The following is a 17,719-nucleotide window of genomic DNA, read 5'->3' on the forward strand; positions in this document are numbered from 1 at the left end:
AACCATTGGCTGGCGGGCAAGAATTCTTTGAGGCTGCCGTGGGACATCCCCTGGCCCTTGTATTCAATAAGAGGAGGACACTCGCATGACCACCCTGACCCGTGCCGACTGGGAACAACGCGCCAAGGATCTGAAGATCGAAGGCCGCGCCTACATCAATGGCGAGTACACCGCCGCCGTTTCCGGTGACACCTTCGAATGCATCAGCCCGGTCGACGGCCGCCTGCTGGCTACCGTTGCCAGTTGTGACGCCGCCGACGCCCAGCGCGCCGTCGAAAACGCCCGCGCCACCTTCAATTCCGGTGTGTGGTCGCGCCTGGCGCCGGCCAAACGCAAATCCGCCATGCTGCGTTTCGCAGCCTTGCTCAAGGCCAATGCCGAAGAGCTGGCGCTGCTCGAAACCCTGGATATGGGCAAGCCAATCAGCGACTCCCTGAACATCGACGTACCCGGCGCGGCGAATGCCCTGAGCTGGAGCGGCGAGGCCATCGACAAGATCTACGACGAAGTTGCCGCCACTCCGCACGACCAACTGGGTCTGGTGACTCGTGAGCCGGTTGGTGTGGTCGGCGCGATCGTGCCGTGGAACTTCCCGCTGATGATGGCCTGCTGGAAGCTTGGCCCGGCGCTGTCCACCGGTAACTCGGTGATCCTCAAGCCGTCCGAAAAGTCCCCGCTGACTGCCATCCGCATCGCGGCCCTGGCCGTTGAAGCCGGTATTCCAAAAGGTGTGTTCAACGTGCTGCCAGGTTATGGCCACACGGTCGGCAACGCGCTGGCGCTGCACATGGACGTCGACACCTTGGTGTTCACCGGTTCGACCAAGATCGCCAAGCAACTGTTGATCCGCTCCGGCGAATCGAACATGAAGCGCGTATGGCTGGAAGCCGGTGGCAAGAGCCCGAACATTGTGTTTGCCGATGCGCCCGACCTGCAAGCCGCCGCCGAATCCGCCGCCGGTGCCATCGCCTTCAACCAGGGCGAAGTCTGCACCGCCGGTTCGCGCCTGCTGGTCGAGCGCTCCATCAAGGACACATTCCTGCCGCTGGTGATCGAAGCCCTCAAGGGCTGGAAGCCTGGCAACCCACTGGACCCAGCCACCAACGTCGGCGCACTGGTGGACACCCAGCAGATGAACACCGTGCTGTCCTACATCGAAGCCGGCCATGCCGATGGCGCCAAGTTGGTCGCCGGTGGCAAGCGCACGCTGGAAGAAACCGGCGGCACTTATGTGGAACCGACGATTTTCGACGGCGTGACCAACGCCATGAAGATCGCTAAGGAAGAGATCTTCGGCCCGGTCCTGTCGGTGATCACCTTCGACAGCGCCGAAGAAGCGGTTGCCATCGCCAATGACACCATCTACGGCCTGGCCGCAGCCGTATGGACAGCCGATATCTCCAAGGCGCACCTCACCGCCAAAGCCCTGCGCGCCGGTAGTGTGTGGGTCAACCAGTACGATGGCGGCGACATGACCGCGCCGTTTGGTGGCTTCAAGCAATCGGGCAACGGTCGCGACAAGTCGCTGCATGCGTTCGACAAGTACACCGAGCTGAAGGCGACCTGGATCAAGCTCTAAGCAATACCGCTGATCCCTGTAGGAGCGAGCTTGCTCGCGAAGAACTAGAAGGCGCCGCGTTTATCCAGGATAGGCGCGTCATCGTTAACGTTTTTCGCGAGCAAGCTCGCTCCTACAGTTCGTTTTGCACTCCCTGAAAATTATCCACAGGAGCGTGGACATGCGTTGGGCGACTTATTTCGCCGTCCTGGCCTCGGTACTCAGCGTCGGCCTGGCCCTGGGCGTCAGCATGCCGCTGGTGTCCCTGCGCCTCGAAAGCTGGGGCTACGGCAGTTTCGCCATCGGCGTGATGGCAGCCATGCCGGCCTTTGGCGTACTGCTCGGCGCGAAGGTCTCCAGTCGCATGGCCTCATGGCTGGGCACCGCCAACCTCATGCGCCTGTGCCTGTGGGCGGGCGCGGTGTCCATCGGCTTGCTGGCGATCCTGCCCAGTTACCCGGTCTGGTTGGTGCTGCGCCTGATGATCGGAGTGATTCTGACCATCGTGTTTATCCTCGGCGAAAGCTGGATCAACCAGTTGGTTGTGGAGCAGTGGCGCGGCCGGCTGGTGGCGCTGTATGGCTGCAGTTATGCCTTGAGCCAACTGTCAGGCCCGTTGCTGCTGGGCTTGATCGGCACCGATCATGACTACGGTTTCTGGGTGGGCGTGGGCTTGTTGGTGGTGGCGCCATTGCTGTTGCTGGGGCGATCCGGCGCGCCCACCGCCGAGTCCTTCAGTGTGACTTTCGCCGACCTGTGGCGCTTCTGCCTGAGCCTGCCGGCGATTGCCTGGGCAGTGGCGTTATTCGCCGCCTTCGAGGCGATGATTCTGACGTTGTTGCCGGTGTATTGCCTGCAACAAGGCTTCACCGCCGAAATCGCCCTGGCCATGGTCAGCACAGTGGTGGTCGGCGATGCGCTGCTGCAGTTGCCCATCGGGGCATTGGCCGACTACCTGCCGCGACGCACGCTGTTCCTGAGCTGTGCGGTGTTGTTGCTGGTGTCGAGCCTGGCAATTCCACTGCTGATGCACACGCTGTTGATCTGGCCGATCTGGGTGTTGTTCGGCGCGAGTGCCGGAGGGTTGTTCACCCTGTCGTTGATCCTGATCGGCGAGCGTTACCGCGACGATGCGCTGGTGCGCGCCAATGCCCATGTGGCGCAGTTGTGGGGGATCGGTTGCCTGATCGGTCCGCTGGTGGCCGGCGCTGGGAGCCAGTGGATCAGCGGGCATGCGTTGCCGTTGCTGATGGCGGCTGGTGCGCTTGGGCTTGTGCTGTTGTTGCTGCGCCAGGGAGCATTCGGCGCAGCACAGCCGGTGTAGGAGCGAGCTTGCTCGCGAAGAACTCAAGGACGCCGCGGTAAACCAGACGGCAGGCGTTATCGTTAACGTTTTTCGCGAGCGAGCTCGCTCCTACAACATGCGCTCCAGGCCGACGCTGGTAGCGAACCAGGCATTGAATCGTCGCCACCAACTGCCCGGCTCACGGGTCAGGGTGTGCAGTTGGCCGTTGTCTTCGGTCACCCACACGACTTGGCCGTCCTGCAGTTTCGCTTCATAGCTCAAGGGCGGCGCCATGCCTTGCAGCGCCAGGTTGCGCACGTGCTCTGCCAGCTCGGGGCTGTCGACCAGCACACCCACTTCGGTGTTCCACAGCACCGAGCGCGGGTCGAAGTTGAATGAACCAATAAACGACTTCTCCCGATCAAAGATCATCGCCTTGCTGTGCAAGCTCGAATCTGAACCCCGGAAGGTGCCGCGACGAAACAGGTGTGGGCCGCTGCCACCACTGGGGTCGCCCGGTTGGCGGCGCAGCTCGTAGAGTTTCACGCCGTGCTCCAGCAGCGCTTTGCGATAGGGCGCATAACCGCCGTGCACGGCAGGCACGTCGGTGGCTTCCAGGGAATTGGTCAGCAGGCTCACCGACACACCGGCATCGGCGCGTCCGGTCAGGTACACCAGCCCCGGTTGCCCTGGCACGAAGTACGCCGAGATCATCATCAACTCGTGATTGACGCCTTCCAGCTCCGGCGCCAGTTGGGTGGTGAGCAGCAGTCGAGGATCCGGGTCGGCCTTGGCCAGCACCTTGCTCGGCGCGTCCCACAGCGCCTGGTTCCAGGCCCAGATCAGCTCACGGCGCCAGGTGTCCATGCGCGGCTGGGTCTGATAGGTGCGCAAGCGGTTGTACAGCGCGTGGTTCTGCTGGCGTGATTCGGCAAGGGACGCTTCCAGGCGCACGCGGGCGGCGGCCAGGTCGCCTTTGGAGGGCGTGTTGGAGACAAAGTCATCAATCGGCTTGCTCAGTGCGCTGTTCCAATACTGGTCGAAACTGTGGCCCAGCTGCTCGGCCACCGGGCCCACGCTGAGCATGTCGATGTCGGTGAAGTTCAGGTTGGGCTCGGCGTCGAAATACTCATCCCCCAGGTTGCGCCCGCCGACGATGGCCACGCTGTTGTCCGCCAGCCACAACTTGTTGTGCATGCGCCGATGTTGCAGCGACAGGTTGAACAGCCGGCCCATGGCCCGCGTAACGCCTGTGCTGCGCCCCAGGTGCAAGGGGTTGAACAGACGGATCTCGATCCTGGGATGGGCGGCAAGGGTGGCGATGATCTGGTCGAGGCCGTCGCTGGTGGTGTCGTCCAGCAGGATGCGCACGCGCACGCCGCGGTCGGCGGCCTTGAGCAGTTCGTCCACCAGCATGCGCGTGCTGATGCCGTCGTGCACGATGTAGTACTGCAGGTCGAGGCTGGTCTGGGCGTTGCGGATCAGCTCGGCGCGGGCCATGAACGCCTCGCTGCTGTTGGGCAGCAGGCGAAAGCCGGAGCGGCCTTGATACGGCGCGGCCTGCGCCTGGATCGAGCGGCCGAACGACGATTGCGCGGCGGGCAGGGCGTCGCTGGGGATGCGCGGAGTACTCACCGTCGTGCAGCCGCCCAGGGCCAGGGCTCCCAACAGGAAAAACGGTAATAGCCGTTGAATCATCAAGGGAGTTGCTTCCAGATCAGGGCGGTTGTCGGCATATGACGGCAAATTCCCGCGAAAGGTCAGTCGGCGGCCTCGGCCAGCATCTTGATGGCGGCAGCACCCACCTTGCGCACGGCTTCTTCAATCTGTGGCGTGGGCTTGGCACCGTAGTTCATGCGCAGGCAGTTCCGATACTTGCCCGACGCCGAAAAGATGCTGCCGACGGCCACCTGCACGCCTTGCTCAATCAGAATTCGGTTGAGTTTCAGCGTATCGAAGCCTTCCGGCAGTTCGACCCAGAGCATGAAACTGCCTTGGGGGCGACTGGCCCGGGTGCCTGCTGGGAAATAACGGCTGACCCAGTCGATCATCAAGTCACGATTGCGCTGGTATTGGGTGCGCATCCGCCGCAAATGCGGTTCGAAGTGGCCACCTTTTAGGAATTCGGCAATGGCGATCTGCGGTTGTGTCGCGGTGCAGCCGGTGCTGATGTATTTCATGTGCAGCACCCGCTCCAGATAGCGACCCGGCGCGACCCAACCGATGCGCAAGCCCGGCGCCAGGGTTTTCGAGAATGAGCTGCACAACAAGACACGGCCATCCTCATCGAAGGACTTGATGGTGCGCGGGCGTGGGTAGCTGTAGGCCAGCTCGCCATACACATCGTCCTCGATGATCGCCACGTCAAAGCGCTGGGCCAGGGTCAGCAGTGCCTTTTTACGTGCCTCGGGCATGATGTAGCCGAGGGGATTGTTGCAGTTGGGGGTCAGCTGGATGACCTTGATCGGCCACTGTTCCAGCGCCAATTCCAGGGCTTCGAGGCTGATGCCGGTGATGGGGTCGGTGGGGATTTCCAGGGCCTTCATGCCCAGGCCCTTGAGCGTCTGCATGGCGCCGTGGAAGCTCGGCGAGTCCACCGCAACGATGTCGCCAGGCTCGCAGATCGCATGGATGCTGGCGGACAGCGCCTCATGGCAGCCGGTGGTGATCACGATGTCCTCGGCCGTCAGTTGGCAGCCGGAATCCAGTGACAGTCGCGCGACCTGCTCGCGCAATTCCATACAGCCGAGAATATTGTCGTAATAAAGCCCCGGCAGATCCTGGCGGCGGCTCACGCGGGCCAGGCTGCGCAGTAGCGGCTTCAGAGTCGGCGACAAAACATCCGGCATGCCTCGCCCCATCTGTATGACATCTTTGCGCGGGACTGCGCGAACCAGCTCCAGTACCTGGTCCCACTGGGATATCTCCACGGGCCGCTGTGCCGGACGACCAACTTCGGGCAGGGCCGGCAACTCGCGGCCGACTGGCACGAAGTAGCCGGATTTCGGCTTCGGCATTGCCAGGCCGTTGTCTTCCAGCAAACGATAGGCCTGTTGCACGGTGCTCAGGCTGACCCCGTGTTCCACGCTTAAAGCCCGTACAGAAGGCAGCCGGTCTCCAGGGCGATAGAAGCCCTGTTCGATGCGGGTACCCAGCAATTCGGCGAGGTTCATGTACAGGGTCATGGCGGTCGCTCCCGAGAAACCATTACAGATAGCTCGAAAATACAGGATTCAGCCGCCGATAGGCAGTATCTGTATGGATTTAATAAAGTCGGGTTGAATCTGTAATGGTTTTCGCCCTGCGCCCATCCTTGTCACTCAAGGCAACAAGGCAAATGAGGGGCAGCAAAATGAACGGCATGAGCGATGTGCGGCTGGCGCTACACGGTCAGGAACTGCAGGCAGGGCAAGAGCGGGCGACGGCGCCGCGCGATATCAGCCGCTGGGGTCTGTTCTGGCACCGTCGTCACACGCGCAAGGCATTGCTGCATCTGACTCGCGAACAACTGCGCGATGTCGGGTTGACCGCCGAACAGGCGCGCCAGGAAGGTCTGAAACCCTTCTGGCGCGACTGAATCACACCAGCTCTTTGAGGCGATGCCACAGCATCCCCAACGCCAACAGCGGCGAGCGCAGGTGCTTGCCGCCGGGGAAGGTGATGTGCGGCACCTGGGCGAACAGGTCGAAGCGCCCCTGTTGCTGGCCACTGATGGCTTCGGCCAGCAACTTGCCCGCCAGGTGGGTGGCGTTGAGGCCATGGCCGGCGTAGGCCTGGGCGTAATACACGTTGGGTTGGTCGGCCAGGCGGCCAATCTGCGGCAAGCGGTTGGCGCCGATGCCGATCATGCCGCCCCATTGATAATCGATTTTAACGTCAGCCAATTGCGGGAAAACCTGGAGCATTTTCGGACGCATGTAGGCGCCGATGTCCTTCGGATCGCGCCCGGAGTAGTGACAGGCGCCACCGAACAGCAGGCGACGGTCGGCGGACAGCCGGAAGTAATCCACGGTGACGCGCTGGTCGCACACCGCCATGTTCTGCGGCAGCAGGTGGGCGGCCTGCACTTCGCTCAACGGCTCGGTGGCGATGATGTAGCTGCCAGCGGGCAACACTTTGCCGCTCAGGTGTGGGTTGAGGCCATTGAGGTAAGCATTGCACGCCAGCACCAGGGTCTTGGCGCGCACGTTGCCCTGGGCGGTGTGCACGTTGACTTCGGGGCCGTAGTCGATACGGGTGACTTCAGACTGCTCGAACAGCTTGACGCCCAGTTGTTGCGCGGAGGCGGCTTCGCCAAGGGCCAGGTTCAGCGGGTGCAGGTGACCGGAACCCATGTCGATCATGCCGCCCACGTAGCGGTCCGAACCGATTACGCTGCTCATCTCGTTGGCTTGCAACAGGCGTACTTCGTGGCGATAACCCAGGCCACGCAGCTCTTCGGCGTCTTCGGCCAGGCCTTGCAGGTCGCGAGGCTTGTTGGCGAGGTCGCAGTAACCCCAGGTCAGGTCGCAGGGAATCTGGAAGCGTTCGACGCGCTCACGCACGATCTCCACGGCTTCCAGGCCCATCAGCTTCATCTGGCGCACGCCATCGGTGCCGATCACATTGGTGAACTGGTCCAGTCCGTGGCCGACGCCACGGATCAGCTGACCGCCGTTACGTCCGCTGGCGCCCCAGGCGATCTTGCGTGCCTCCAGCAGCACCACGCTGAACCCCCGCTCGGCCAGCTCCAACGCCGTGTTCAGCCCGGAAAAACCGCCGCCCACCACGCACACATCGGCTGTCACTTCGCCTGTCAGCACCGGGTAATCGGGTTGCGGCACGCTGCTGGCGGCGTAATAGGAAGTGGTGTGCCGGGCGCTGGCAGTCATGGGGAGCCTCCCTGTTTGGAAAATTTGACGCAGGATACAGCGGTCGGATGAAGCTGTCTGCGCAGGGCGTTTTGCGGCAGAATCCACGCCTATTCGCCGTTCGGTATGTGTTTCGATGAGTTGCAACAGTCAGAAAATCAGCGCGCTGCGTCGGCAGATTCCTTCGTTCGAGTGCGTCCCGGGTTGCCACGATTGCTGTGGGCCGGTGACCACATCGCCCGAGGAAATGTCGCGCCTGCCGCGCAAGACCGCCGCCGAGCAAGATGCGGCCATGGATGAACTGAACTGTGTGCACCTGGGCCCCAACGGCTGCACGGTCTACGACGAGCGACCGTTGATCTGCCGGCTGTTCGGCACCACCAAGACCTTGCCGTGCCCGAATGGGCGGCGACCGGTGGAGCTGATTCATCCGCGGGTGGAGAAACAGATCCATGAGTACATGGCGAGCACGCGGCAGGTTTTGGTTTAGCCCGCCCTTCAGTCCGGAATCGGCAGGTTAAGGCTCTCCTTCACCTCTTCCATCACGATATAGCTCTTGGACTCCCTTACATGAGGCAGCTTGAGCAGGATATCCCCCAGCAGTTTGCGGTACGACGCCATCTCGGAAATCCGTGCCTTTACCAGGTAATCGAAGTCGCCTGAGACCAAGTGACATTCCAGTACATGGGGCAGTTTCAGCACCGCGCGGCGGAACTCCTCAAAGGTGTCGCCAGACTTGTAATCCAGGCTGATCTCGACAAATACCAGCAAACTACCCTTCAAATGCTGCGGGTTGAGCCGCGCGTTGTAACCCATGATGATCCCTTCACGCTCCAGCCGGCGCACACGCTCGGTGCAGGGCGTAGTCGACAACCCAACCTTTTCCCCCAGCTCCGTGAACGAAATACGCCCATCGGTTTGCAGGATGCGCAGGATGTTGCGGTCGATCTTGTCCAGCTCTCGCTTGGTCTGGGTGTTGGTACGCATAGGGGATACGCCTCTGTGAAAAGGGTTTTTGCCGAGAATTGTCGCCAAATATAGGCAGTTATATAGTGAAATGCACTGGCAATTGTTTTTTAAACTGCGCCCATCATTGCTCGAATAACACACGTCAGCGGCCATGCCCGCGATGAGGATATAAAAATGCGCGTTCTGGTCTTGGGTAGCGGCGTCATTGGTGTGACCAGTGCCTACTATTTGGCGCGGGCCGGCTTTGAAGTGGTGGTCGTCGACCGTCAGCCCGCCGCTGCCATGGAAACCAGTTTCGCCAACGCCGGCCAGGTGTCTCCAGGCTATGCCTCGCCATGGGCTGCGCCGGGCGTGCCGCTCAAGGCCATCAAGTGGCTGCTGCAACGCCACGCACCACTGGCCATCAAGGCCACCGCCGATATCGATCAATACCTGTGGATGGCGCAGATGCTGCGCAACTGCACCGCCAACCGTTATGCGGTGAACAAGGAGCGCATGGTGCGCCTGTCCGAGTACAGCCGCGACTGCCTCGACGAACTGCGCGCTGAAACCGGCATTGCCTACGAAGGCCGTAGCCTCGGCACGACCCAACTGTTCCGCACCCAGGCGCAACTGGATGGCGCGGCCAAGGACATCGCCGTGCTGAAGGAGTCCGGCGTGCCGTTTGAAGTGCTCGACCGCGCCGGTATTGCCCGCGTTGAGCCGGCCCTGGCCAGCGTCACCGATATCCTCGCCGGCGCCTTGCGCCTGCCGAACGACCAGACCGGTGACTGCCAGATGTTCACCACCCGCCTGGTCGACATGTGCAAGCAACTCGGTGTGGAGTTCCGCTTCGAACAAGACATCCAGCGCCTCGACTACGCCGGTGACCGCATCAACGGCGTGTGGATCGACGGCAAGCTGGAAACCGCCGACCGCTACGTACTGGCCCTCGGCAGCTACTCACCGAAATTGCTCAAGCCGCTGGGGATCAAGGCGCCGGTGTACCCGCTCAAGGGTTACTCGTTGACCGTGCCAATCACCAACCCGGCGATGGCGCCGACTTCGACCATTCTCGACGAGACCTACAAGGTCGCGATCACCCGTTTCGACAACCGCATCCGCGTCGGTGGCATGGCTGAAATAGCCGGTTTTGACCTGTCGCTGAATCCACGTCGGCGCGAAACCCTGGAGATGATCGTCAACGACCTTTATTCTCAGGGCGGCGATTTGACCGAAGCCAGTTTCTGGACCGGCCTGCGCCCGACCACGCCCGACGGCACGCCGATTGTCGGTGCCACCCCGTTCAAGAACCTGTTCCTGAATACCGGTCATGGCACCCTCGGTTGGACCATGGCCTGTGGTTCCGGTCGTTTGCTGGCCGACCTGATGGCGAAGAAAACTCCGCAGATCAGCGCCGAAGGCCTCGATATTTCCCGTTATGGCAACCACCAGGAGTCTGCAAAACATGTCAATCCAGCGCCAGCTCACCAATGAGCGCATGAGCCAGATCGTTGTCCACAGCGGTACCGTGTATCTGGCCGGGCAAGTCGGCGACGACATGAACGCCGGGATTGAACAGCAGACCCGTGAAACCCTGGCCAATATCGAGCGTTTGCTCGACCTGGCGGGCACTGACAAGAGCAAGCTGCTGTCGGTGACGATCTACCTGAAAGACATCGACGCGGATTTCGCCGGCATGAATTCAGTGTGGGACAAGTGGCTGCCCAAAGGTGTCGCGCCTGCCCGCGCCACCGTTGAAGCCAAGCTGTGCGAACCGGGAATCCTGGTGGAGCTGTCCGTCGTGGCGGCCCTGCCTTAAACAACGATCCCTCTCCCGGTGCCGATGTTGTTAGTCGGTGCCGGTTTTTCTTCACTCTGCCGCCTAGAAGCCTGCCGCCATGCGTCCTGCCCGTGCCCTGATCGACCTCCAAGCCCTGCGCCACAACTACCAATTGGCCCGTGAAGTCACGGGGGCCAAGGCCCTTGCCGTGATCAAGGCCGATGCCTACGGGCATGGCGCCGTGCGCGTGGCCCAGGCGCTGGAAGGCGAAGCCGATGGGTTTGCCGTGGCGTGCATCGAGGAAGCCCTGGAGCTGCGTGCCGCCGGGATTCGTGCGCCGGTGCTGTTGCTGGAAGGTTTTTTTGAGGCCGACGAGCTGCCGTTGATCATCGAGCATGACTTCTGGTGTGTGGTGCATTCGCTGTGGCAGTTGGATGCGATCGAACAGGCCACGCTGAGCAAACCGCTGACTATCTGGCTCAAACTCGATTCCGGCATGCACCGCGTTGGCCTGCATCCGAAGGATTATCACGAGGCGTACCAACGCCTGCTGGCCAGTGGCAAAGTCGCCAAAATAGTGTTGATGAGCCACTTCGCGCGCGCCGATGAACTCGACTGTGTGCGCAGCGATGAGCAGGTAGCGGTGTTCGAGGTGGCGCGCCAGGGCTTGTCGGCTGAAGTCAGCCTGCGGAACTCACCTTCGGTGATGGGCTGGCCAAATGTGTCCAGCGACTGGGTGCGCCCCGGCATCATGCTTTACGGTGCCACCCCGTTTGGCGAAGACCAGGCCGTGGCGGCCCGTTTGCAGCCGGTAATGACCCTGGAATCCAAGGTGATCTGCGTGCGTGAACTGCCAGCGGGTGAGCCGGTGGGTTACGGCGCCAAATTCATCACGCCCAAGCCGATGCGCATCGGCGTGGTTGCTATGGGTTATGCCGATGGCTACCCGCGCCACGCGCCGACCGGCACGCCGGTGCTGGTGGCGGGGCAGCGCAGCCAATTATTGGGGCGTGTGTCCATGGACATGCTGTGCATCGACCTGACGGACGTACCCCAGGCCGGGCTCGGTTCCACCGTGGAACTGTGGGGTAAAAACATCCTTGCCAGTGATGTCGCGGTGGCCGCCGAGACCATTCCCTACCAACTGTTCTGCAACCTGCGCCGCGTGCCAAGGCTCTATTCCGGTGCTTGATCGCCCGGTACGAACACAACCGCCCGGGATTTAGGCCCAAGTGTTGTAAATACTGAACGCTGTCGCCATGATAACGCTCAATTACAACAAAGCCTGAATCCTAGGAGGCTCCTGCATTGGACGTCGGCGAACGACTGCAATCCATCCGTAAACTGAAGGGTCTTTCCCAGCGCGAGCTCGCCAAGCGCGCGGGTGTCACCAACAGCACCATTTCGATGATCGAAAAAAACAGCGTCAGCCCCTCGATCAGCTCCTTGCGCAAGGTGCTGGGCGGCATCCCCATGTCCATGGTCGAGTTCTTTTCCGAGGAGATCCTCCAGGAAATACCGACGCAGATCGTCTATAAAGCCAATGAGCTGATCGACATCTCTGACGGCGCCGTCACCATGAAACTGGTAGGCCGGGCGCACCCCAGCCGGGCGATTGCATTTCTCAACGAAATCTACCCACCGGGCGCCGACACGGGCGAAGAAATGCTCACCCACGAAGGCGAAGAAACCGGGATTCTGGTGGAAGGTCGCCTGGAGTTGGTGGTCGGTCTTGAAACTTTTGTGCTCGAAGCCGGCGATAGCTACTACTTTGAAAGCACCAAGCCTCATCGTTTTCGCAATCCGTTCGACGTGCCGGCGCGACTAATCAGCGCAGCCACACCCGCGAACTTTTAAGAAAAGAGGCGTCCTGCCAGCGTTGCAGAGACTCCCGTAGCTGTATCCGTGAAGCCGAATCTCCCTTTATTTAATAGGGTTGTTTCGGCCGGGCGGGCTAACCGTTATACTTTCGCCGCCTGCGAAACCGTGGCCGCAGGCGTGAATAGCCACCATTGAGGGTGAACGCGTGAACCTAATTATGAAAATGCTGGCTGCACCAGCAACCGTACTGGCCCTATGGGCTGTCAGCGCTCAAGCTGCGACCAATGATGACATTGCCAAGCGCCTGGAGCCTGTCGGCCAGGTGTGTGTCCAGGGCCAGGAGTGCAAGGGCATGGAAGTGGCGGTTGCCGCAGGCGGTGGCGCTGCGAAGACGCCGGATGAGATCATCGCCAAGCACTGCAACGCTTGCCACGGCACCGGCCTGTTGGGCGCGCCGAAAATTGGCGACACCGCCGCCTGGAAAGAACGCGCCGATCATCAAGGCGGCCTGGATGGCATCCTGGCCAAGGCGATTACGGGCATCAATGCCATGCCACCCAAAGGCACCTGCTCCGACTGCTCGGATGACGACCTCAAAGGTGCGATCGAGAAGATGTCCGGGTTGAAATAAACCGATCTTCGTCAAAAAGCCGCTTACGAGCGGCTTTTTTGTATCTGTGATTTATGTTTCAGCGCTGTTCTTTGCAGCAAAGACCCGGCAAGCTCGGTCCAACCCCTAATCATGGAATGTTCAGGAGGGTCGGATGGTGCAGTTGTGTTCAATCGAGCAAGCAGTTGACGATGTGCTGGAGCGGTTGCCGGCGCATATCCACATGGGCATGCCGTTGGGCTTGGGCAAGCCGAACCTGTTTGCCAACGCGCTGTACCGGCGCGTCGCCAAGTTGCCGGAGCGGGCACTGACGATCTACACCGCGCTGAGCCTGGGCCGGCCGACGATGGGCAATGGTTTGCAGAAGCGCTTTCTCGAACCCTTTATCGAGCGGGTGTTTGGCGATTATCCCGAGCTGGATTTCCTGGCCGACCTGCACAAAGACAGCCTTCCAAAAAATATCCATGTGCAGCAGTTCTTCATGCAGCCCGGCAGCTTGCTGCACAGCGAGTCGGCGCAGCAGGACTACGTGAGCAGCAACTACAGCCACGCGGCCCGCGACATCAACGCCGCCGGCCTGAACCTGGTCGCGCAGCTGGTTGCCAGCAGCAGCGAACACCCGGATCGCCTGAGCCTGAGCTGCAACCCGGATATCACCCTCGACCTGTTGCCGATGATCGCCAAGCGCCGCGATGCCGGTGAAACCGTGCTGATCGTCGGGCAGGTCCACAGCGACTTGCCCTACATGCCCGGCGATGCCGAGCTGGGCATGGACGCCTTCGATTACCTGATCGATGAAAAAGACAGCACCACGCTGTTTTCCACACCGAACATGCCGGTGGGTTTTCAGGACCACTTTATCGGCCTGCATGCCAGCACCCTGGTGCGCGATGGCGGCACTTTGCAGATCGGTATCGGCTCCATGGGGGATGCGTTGACCGCCGCGCTGTTGGCGCGCCAGGCGGATAACGAAGCCTACCGGTTGTTGCTGACGGACCTGGACGTTTACCAATGGGCGCCGTTGATCAGCCATGAAGGCGGCGTCGATCCGTTCGCCCGTGGCCTCTATGGGTGCAGCGAAATGTTCGTCAACGGCCTGTTGGTGCTGGCGGATGCGGGGATTATCCGCCGCAAGGTCTACCCCGACGTGGCGACCCAGGAACAGGCTAACGCCGGCACGCTTGATGACGCTGCGCAGCCCGACGGCATATCGATCCATGGTGGTTTCTTCCTCGGCCCGAGAAGTTTCTATCAGCGCCTGCAGGAAATGACCCACGCCAAACGCCTCGAATTCAACATGACCCGCATCAGCTATATCAACGAACTGCACGGCCAGGAAGAACTCAAGCGCCTGCAACGCCAGGATGCGCGGTTTATCAACAGCTCGATCATGGTGACGTTGCTCGGTGCGGGCGTGGCCGATCAGTTGGAGGACGGTCGCGTGCTCAGCGGCGTGGGCGGACAGTACAACTTTGTTGCCCAAGGGCATGCGCTGGAAGGTGCGCGTTCGATCCTGATCCTGCGCAGCTGGCGGGAGTCGGCGGGGGAGGTGAGTTCCAATATCGTCTGGGATTATGGCCACTGCACGATTCCTCGGCATCTGCGGGATATCGTCATTACCGAGTACGGCATTGCTGACTTGCGCGGGCAGACAGATGCCAAGGTGATCGAGGCGTTGCTCAATATCTCCGACTCACGCTTCCAGGACAATTTGATCGAACAGGCACAGAAGGCCGGCAAGTTGCCGAAGGATTTCCGCTTGGATCCGCGTTTTGCCGATAACACGCCGGAACGGCTCAAAAGTATTCAGGCGCGGCATCGCCGGCTGTTCCCGGAGTACCCGCTGGGCAGCGACTTTACAGATGAAGAGCGCGATCTGTTGCGTGCGTTGAACTGGCTCAAGAGCAAATTCAAGCTGACGGAGATTCTGGAACTGGGCAAGGCGGCGTTGGATGCGCCGGAGCCGGAGGCGTTTCCCAAGCATCTGGAGCGGATGCGGTTGGATAAGCCGGAGGGGCTGAAAGAGGATCTGTATCAGCGGCTTTTGCTCGCAGGACTTCAAGCCTCTGCATTGTAGGAGCGAGCTTGCTCGCGAAGGACGTCAACGATGACGCGGGCATTCTGGATGAACGCGTCGTCTGGGCGTTTTTCGCGAGCAAGCTCGCTCCTACGAGTGCGGCGTTGATTATTCGATGAAGGTGACTACGCCGCCTTCCAACGACTTCACCCGCGCCAGCGACTCAACCCGGTAACCCTGTGCATCCAGCTCCGCACGGCCACCCTGGAACGACTTCTCGATCACAATCCCCAAGCCTGCCACGGTCGCGCCCGCCTGCTTGATGATCGAGATCAGCGCCTGGGACGCCTTGCCGTTGGCCAGGAAATCGTCGATCACCAGCACGCGGTCGCTGCTGGTCAGGTGGCGCGGGGAGATCGCCACGGTGCTTTCGACCTTCTTGGTGAAGGAATACACCGTCGCCGACAGCAGGTTTTCCGTGAGGGTCAGGGATTGCTGCTTGCGTGCAAAGATCACCGGTACGCCCAGGTTCAGGCCAGTCATGATCGCCGGGGCGATGCCGGAGGCTTCGATGGTGACGATCTTGGTGATGCCCGAATCCTTGAACAGTGCGGCGAATTCGTCGCCGATCAATTTCATCAGTGCCGGGTCGATCTGGTGGTTCAGAAAGGCGTCGACCTTGAGTACCTGATCGGAAAGCACGATGCCTTCTTCGCGAATTTTCTTGTGCAGTGCTTCCACGGAAAGCTTCCTCTAATGGCGCGGTGCGCGCCGAAAGTAGATTAAAAAGTAGTCGATTCTAGCGCTTTAACATCGCGCGTATATCCGCCAAGGCGGTATTGCCGCGAACGGCCTTCACCTCAGTCGGGGTGTCGTCATTGCCTTCCCAGGCCAGATCGTCCGGCGGCAGTTCATCCAGGAACCGGCTGGGGGCACAATCGATGATTTCGCCGTATTGCTTGCGCTTGGCGGCAAAGGTGAAGGCCAACGTCTGACGCGCGCGGGTAATGCCCACGTAGGCCAGGCGGCGTTCTTCTTCGATGGTGTCGGCTTCGATACTGGAGCGGTGCGGGAGGATTTCCTCTTCCATGCCCATGATGAACACGTAGGGGAATTCCAGGCCCTTGGACGCATGCAAGGTCATCATCTGCACGCCTTCGGCGCCGTCTTCCTCTTCCTGCTGGCGCTCGAGCATGTCGCGCAGCACCAACTTGCCGATGGCGTCTTCGACGGTCATTTCGCCGTCTTCGTCTTTTTCCAGGGTGTTCTTCAGCGCTTCGATCAGGAACCAGACGTTGCTCATGCGGTAATCCGCCGCCTTGTCGCTTGAACTGTTGGTGCGCAGCCAGTTCTCGTAGTCGATGTCCATGACCATGCTGCGCAGGGCGCTGATCGGGTCTTCGCCAGCGCATTGCTCGCGCACCTTGTCCATGAAACGCTTGAAGCGTGACAGGCGATCGGTGAAGCGCGAGTCCAGGTGTTCGCCCAGGCCGATTTCATCGGTGGCGGCGTACATCGAGATCTTGCGTTCGGTGGCGTAGTTACCGAGCTTTTCCAGGGTGGTGGAACCGATTTCGCGTCGCGGCACGTTGATCACGCGCAGAAAGGCGTTGTCGTCGTCCGGATTCACGATCAGGCGGAAGTAGGCCATCAGGTCTTTCACTTCCTGGCGTCCGAAAAAGCTGTTGCCACCCGACAGGCGATACGGCACTTGGTGGTGCTGCAATTTCAGCTCGATCAGCTTGGCCTGATAGTTGCCGCGATAGAGGATCGCGAAATCGCTGTAGGGCCGGTCGGTGCGCAAGTGCAGGCTGAGGATTTCGACGGCCACGCGTTCGGCTTCGGCGTCTTCGTTGCGGCAGCGGATCACGCGGATCTCGTCGCCGTGGCCCATTTCACTCCACAGCTGTTTTTCAAACTCGTGGGGGTTGTTCGAGATCAACACGTTGGCGCAGCGCAGGATGCGGCTGGTGGAGCGGTAGTTCTGCTCCAGCATCACCACTTTCAGGGACGGGTAGTCGTCCTTGAGCAACATCAGGTTTTCCGGGCGGGCGCCGCGCCAGGCGTAGATCGACTGGTCATCGTCGCCGACCACGGTGAACTGGTTGCGCTTGCCGATCAGCATTTTTACCAGCAGGTATTGGCTGGCGTTGGTGTCCTGGTATTCGTCCACCAGCAGGTAGCGCACCTTGTTCTGCCATTTTTCGAGGATGTCGGCGTGTTCTTCGAACAGCTTCACCGGCAGCAGGATCAGGTCGTCGAAGTCCACCGCGTTGAACGCCTTGAGCGTGCGCTGGTAGTGGGTGTAGACGATGGCGGCGGTCTGTTCCTTGGGATTGCGTGCGTTTTCCAGGGCTTGGGCGGGCAGGATCAGGTCGTTTTTCCAGGCGCCGATCATGTTCTTGATCTCGTCCACGCCGTCGTCGCCTGCGTACTCTTTTTGCATGATGTCGGTCATCAGCGACTTCACGTCGGTCTCGTCAAAGATCGAGAAGCCCGGCTTGTAGCCCAGCCGCACATGCTCCTTGCGGATGATGTTCAGACCCAGGTTGTGGAAGGTGCACACGGTGAGGCCGCGGCCTTCGCCACCCTTGAGCAGGGTGCCGACGCGCTCCTTCATTTCCCGCGCCGCCTTGTTGGTAAAGGTCATGGCGACGATGTACTGGGCGCGGATGCCGCACTGCTGGATCAAATGCGCGATCTTGCGGGTGATCACGCTGGTCTTGCCGGAGCCTGCACCGGCGAGCACCAATAGAGGGCCGCCGACGTAGTTCACGGCTTCTTGCTGCCGGGGATTGAGTCGGGACATACAGAATTTCAGGAGTCGTTGTTCAAAAGGGCGGGCAT

General features: G+C 61.0%; 16 protein-coding genes. 10 read left to right on the top strand and 6 right to left on the bottom strand.

The features are described from left to right. Positions 1 to 85 precede the first annotated feature (85 nt). Both HX793_RS03700 and HX793_RS03705 read left to right on the top strand, forming a co-directional pair. Entirely contained in the window at positions 86 to 1,579 is a 1,494-nt protein-coding gene (locus HX793_RS03700; protein WP_016975920.1) for an aldehyde dehydrogenase, read from the top strand. Between the two features lie 160 nt (positions 1,580 to 1,739). After that, positions 1,740 to 2,882 (top strand): MFS transporter, encoded by a 1,143-nt coding sequence (locus HX793_RS03705; RefSeq protein WP_177097202.1) that lies wholly within the window; start codon positions 1,740 to 1,742, stop codon positions 2,880 to 2,882. A 90-nt stretch (positions 2,883 to 2,972) separates the two neighbouring features. Here the strand turns inward: HX793_RS03705 and HX793_RS03710 are convergent, their stop codons facing one another. Beyond that, complete coding sequence (locus HX793_RS03710; RefSeq protein ID WP_177097238.1) at positions 2,973 to 4,541, bottom strand: phospholipase D-like domain-containing protein; 1,569 nt, start codon at positions 4,539 to 4,541, stop codon at positions 2,973 to 2,975. Positions 4,542 to 4,603: 62 nt separating this feature from the next. Then, complete coding sequence (locus HX793_RS03715) at positions 4,604 to 6,028, bottom strand: aminotransferase-like domain-containing protein (RefSeq protein WP_177097200.1); 1,425 nt, start codon at positions 6,026 to 6,028, stop codon at positions 4,604 to 4,606. Between the two features lie 167 nt (positions 6,029 to 6,195). Here HX793_RS03715 and HX793_RS03720 point away from each other — a divergent pair, with 167 nt between their 5' ends. Then, positions 6,196 to 6,420 carry a DUF1127 domain-containing protein gene (locus HX793_RS03720; RefSeq protein ID WP_016975915.1) on the top strand — a complete coding sequence of 75 codons (225 nt, stop codon included), beginning with the start codon at positions 6,196 to 6,198 and terminating at the stop codon, positions 6,418 to 6,420. 1 nt (position 6,421) lies between these two features. Here HX793_RS03720 and HX793_RS03725 read toward each other — a convergent pair whose 3' ends face one another. Then, positions 6,422 to 7,714, bottom strand: coding sequence for an NAD(P)/FAD-dependent oxidoreductase (locus tag HX793_RS03725; protein WP_177052595.1), 1,293 nt, complete (start codon positions 7,712 to 7,714; stop codon positions 6,422 to 6,424). 115 nt (positions 7,715 to 7,829) lie between these two features. On the opposite strand from HX793_RS03725, the gene HX793_RS03730 reads away from it, so the two are divergent. Further along, positions 7,830 to 8,183, top strand: a complete 354-nt coding sequence (locus HX793_RS03730) for a YkgJ family cysteine cluster protein (protein WP_016975913.1) — start codon at positions 7,830 to 7,832, stop codon at positions 8,181 to 8,183. An 8-nt stretch (positions 8,184 to 8,191) separates the two neighbouring features. Here HX793_RS03730 and HX793_RS03735 read toward each other — a convergent pair whose 3' ends face one another. Next, positions 8,192 to 8,680 carry an Lrp/AsnC ligand binding domain-containing protein gene (locus tag HX793_RS03735; RefSeq protein WP_003176896.1) on the bottom strand — a complete coding sequence of 163 codons (489 nt, stop codon included), beginning with the start codon at positions 8,678 to 8,680 and terminating at the stop codon, positions 8,192 to 8,194. A 156-nt stretch (positions 8,681 to 8,836) separates the two neighbouring features. Here HX793_RS03735 and dadA point away from each other — a divergent pair, with 156 nt between their 5' ends. From dadA to HX793_RS03765, 6 genes are all read left to right on the top strand, one after another. Then, positions 8,837 to 10,138, top strand: coding sequence for a D-amino acid dehydrogenase (gene dadA / locus HX793_RS03740; protein WP_177052596.1), 1,302 nt, complete (start codon positions 8,837 to 8,839; stop codon positions 10,136 to 10,138). Then, complete coding sequence (locus tag HX793_RS03745; RefSeq protein ID WP_177052597.1) at positions 10,110 to 10,463, top strand: RidA family protein; 354 nt, start codon at positions 10,110 to 10,112, stop codon at positions 10,461 to 10,463. Before dadA ends, HX793_RS03745 begins: the two co-directional genes overlap by 29 nt. 79 nt (positions 10,464 to 10,542) lie before the next feature. After that, positions 10,543 to 11,616: an alanine racemase gene (alr, locus tag HX793_RS03750; protein ID WP_177052598.1), complete on the top strand. Its 1,074-nt coding sequence runs from the start codon at positions 10,543 to 10,545 to the stop codon at positions 11,614 to 11,616. A 116-nt stretch (positions 11,617 to 11,732) separates the two neighbouring features. Beyond that, positions 11,733 to 12,281: a cupin domain-containing protein gene (locus tag HX793_RS03755; protein WP_003176893.1), complete on the top strand. Its 549-nt coding sequence runs from the start codon at positions 11,733 to 11,735 to the stop codon at positions 12,279 to 12,281. A 181-nt stretch (positions 12,282 to 12,462) separates the two neighbouring features. Further along, the gene (locus tag HX793_RS03760; protein ID WP_016975909.1) at positions 12,463 to 12,876 is read left to right on the top strand and encodes a c-type cytochrome; all 414 of its coding nucleotides are present in this window, start codon (positions 12,463 to 12,465) and stop codon (positions 12,874 to 12,876) included. A gap of 133 nt (positions 12,877 to 13,009) precedes the next feature. Further along, on the top strand, positions 13,010 to 14,932 hold the full coding sequence (locus tag HX793_RS03765; protein ID WP_177097197.1) for an acetyl-CoA hydrolase/transferase C-terminal domain-containing protein: 1,923 nt from the start codon (positions 13,010 to 13,012) through the stop codon (positions 14,930 to 14,932). A gap of 108 nt (positions 14,933 to 15,040) precedes the next feature. Here HX793_RS03765 and HX793_RS03770 read toward each other — a convergent pair whose 3' ends face one another. Both HX793_RS03770 and rep read right to left on the bottom strand, forming a co-directional pair. Continuing rightward, positions 15,041 to 15,613 (bottom strand): xanthine phosphoribosyltransferase, encoded by a 573-nt coding sequence (locus HX793_RS03770; RefSeq protein WP_025856334.1) that lies wholly within the window; start codon positions 15,611 to 15,613, stop codon positions 15,041 to 15,043. 58 nt (positions 15,614 to 15,671) lie between these two features. After that, on the bottom strand, positions 15,672 to 17,681 hold the full coding sequence (gene rep / locus HX793_RS03775; RefSeq protein ID WP_016975907.1) for a DNA helicase Rep: 2,010 nt from the start codon (positions 17,679 to 17,681) through the stop codon (positions 15,672 to 15,674). Between the last annotated feature and the right edge of the window lie 38 nt (positions 17,682 to 17,719).

The organism is Pseudomonas reactans, assembly GCF_013387025.1.
GTDB lineage: Bacteria > Pseudomonadota > Gammaproteobacteria > Pseudomonadales > Pseudomonadaceae > Aquipseudomonas > Aquipseudomonas reactans.

Coding starts and splice junctions, on each gene's coding strand:
- dadA (WP_177052596.1), top strand. CDS start 8,837: ATGCGCGTTCTGGTCTTGGGTAGCGGCGTCATTGGTGTGACCAGTGCC.
- HX793_RS03760 (WP_016975909.1), top strand. CDS start 12,463: ATGAAAATGCTGGCTGCACCAGCAACCGTACTGGCCCTATGGGCTGTC.
- HX793_RS03715 (WP_177097200.1), bottom strand. CDS start 6,028: ATGACCCTGTACATGAACCTCGCCGAATTGCTGGGTACCCGCATCGAA.
- HX793_RS03765 (WP_177097197.1), top strand. CDS start 13,010: ATGGTGCAGTTGTGTTCAATCGAGCAAGCAGTTGACGATGTGCTGGAG.
- HX793_RS03745 (WP_177052597.1), top strand. CDS start 10,110: ATGTCAATCCAGCGCCAGCTCACCAATGAGCGCATGAGCCAGATCGTT.
- HX793_RS03705 (WP_177097202.1), top strand. CDS start 1,740: ATGCGTTGGGCGACTTATTTCGCCGTCCTGGCCTCGGTACTCAGCGTC.
- HX793_RS03735 (WP_003176896.1), bottom strand. CDS start 8,680: ATGCGTACCAACACCCAGACCAAGCGAGAGCTGGACAAGATCGACCGC.
- rep (WP_016975907.1), bottom strand. CDS start 17,681: ATGTCCCGACTCAATCCCCGGCAGCAAGAAGCCGTGAACTACGTCGGC.
- HX793_RS03700 (WP_016975920.1), top strand. CDS start 86: ATGACCACCCTGACCCGTGCCGACTGGGAACAACGCGCCAAGGATCTG.
- alr (WP_177052598.1), top strand. CDS start 10,543: ATGCGTCCTGCCCGTGCCCTGATCGACCTCCAAGCCCTGCGCCACAAC.
- HX793_RS03730 (WP_016975913.1), top strand. CDS start 7,830: ATGAGTTGCAACAGTCAGAAAATCAGCGCGCTGCGTCGGCAGATTCCT.
- HX793_RS03710 (WP_177097238.1), bottom strand. CDS start 4,541: ATGATTCAACGGCTATTACCGTTTTTCCTGTTGGGAGCCCTGGCCCTG.
- HX793_RS03720 (WP_016975915.1), top strand. CDS start 6,196: ATGAACGGCATGAGCGATGTGCGGCTGGCGCTACACGGTCAGGAACTG.
- HX793_RS03725 (WP_177052595.1), bottom strand. CDS start 7,714: ATGACTGCCAGCGCCCGGCACACCACTTCCTATTACGCCGCCAGCAGC.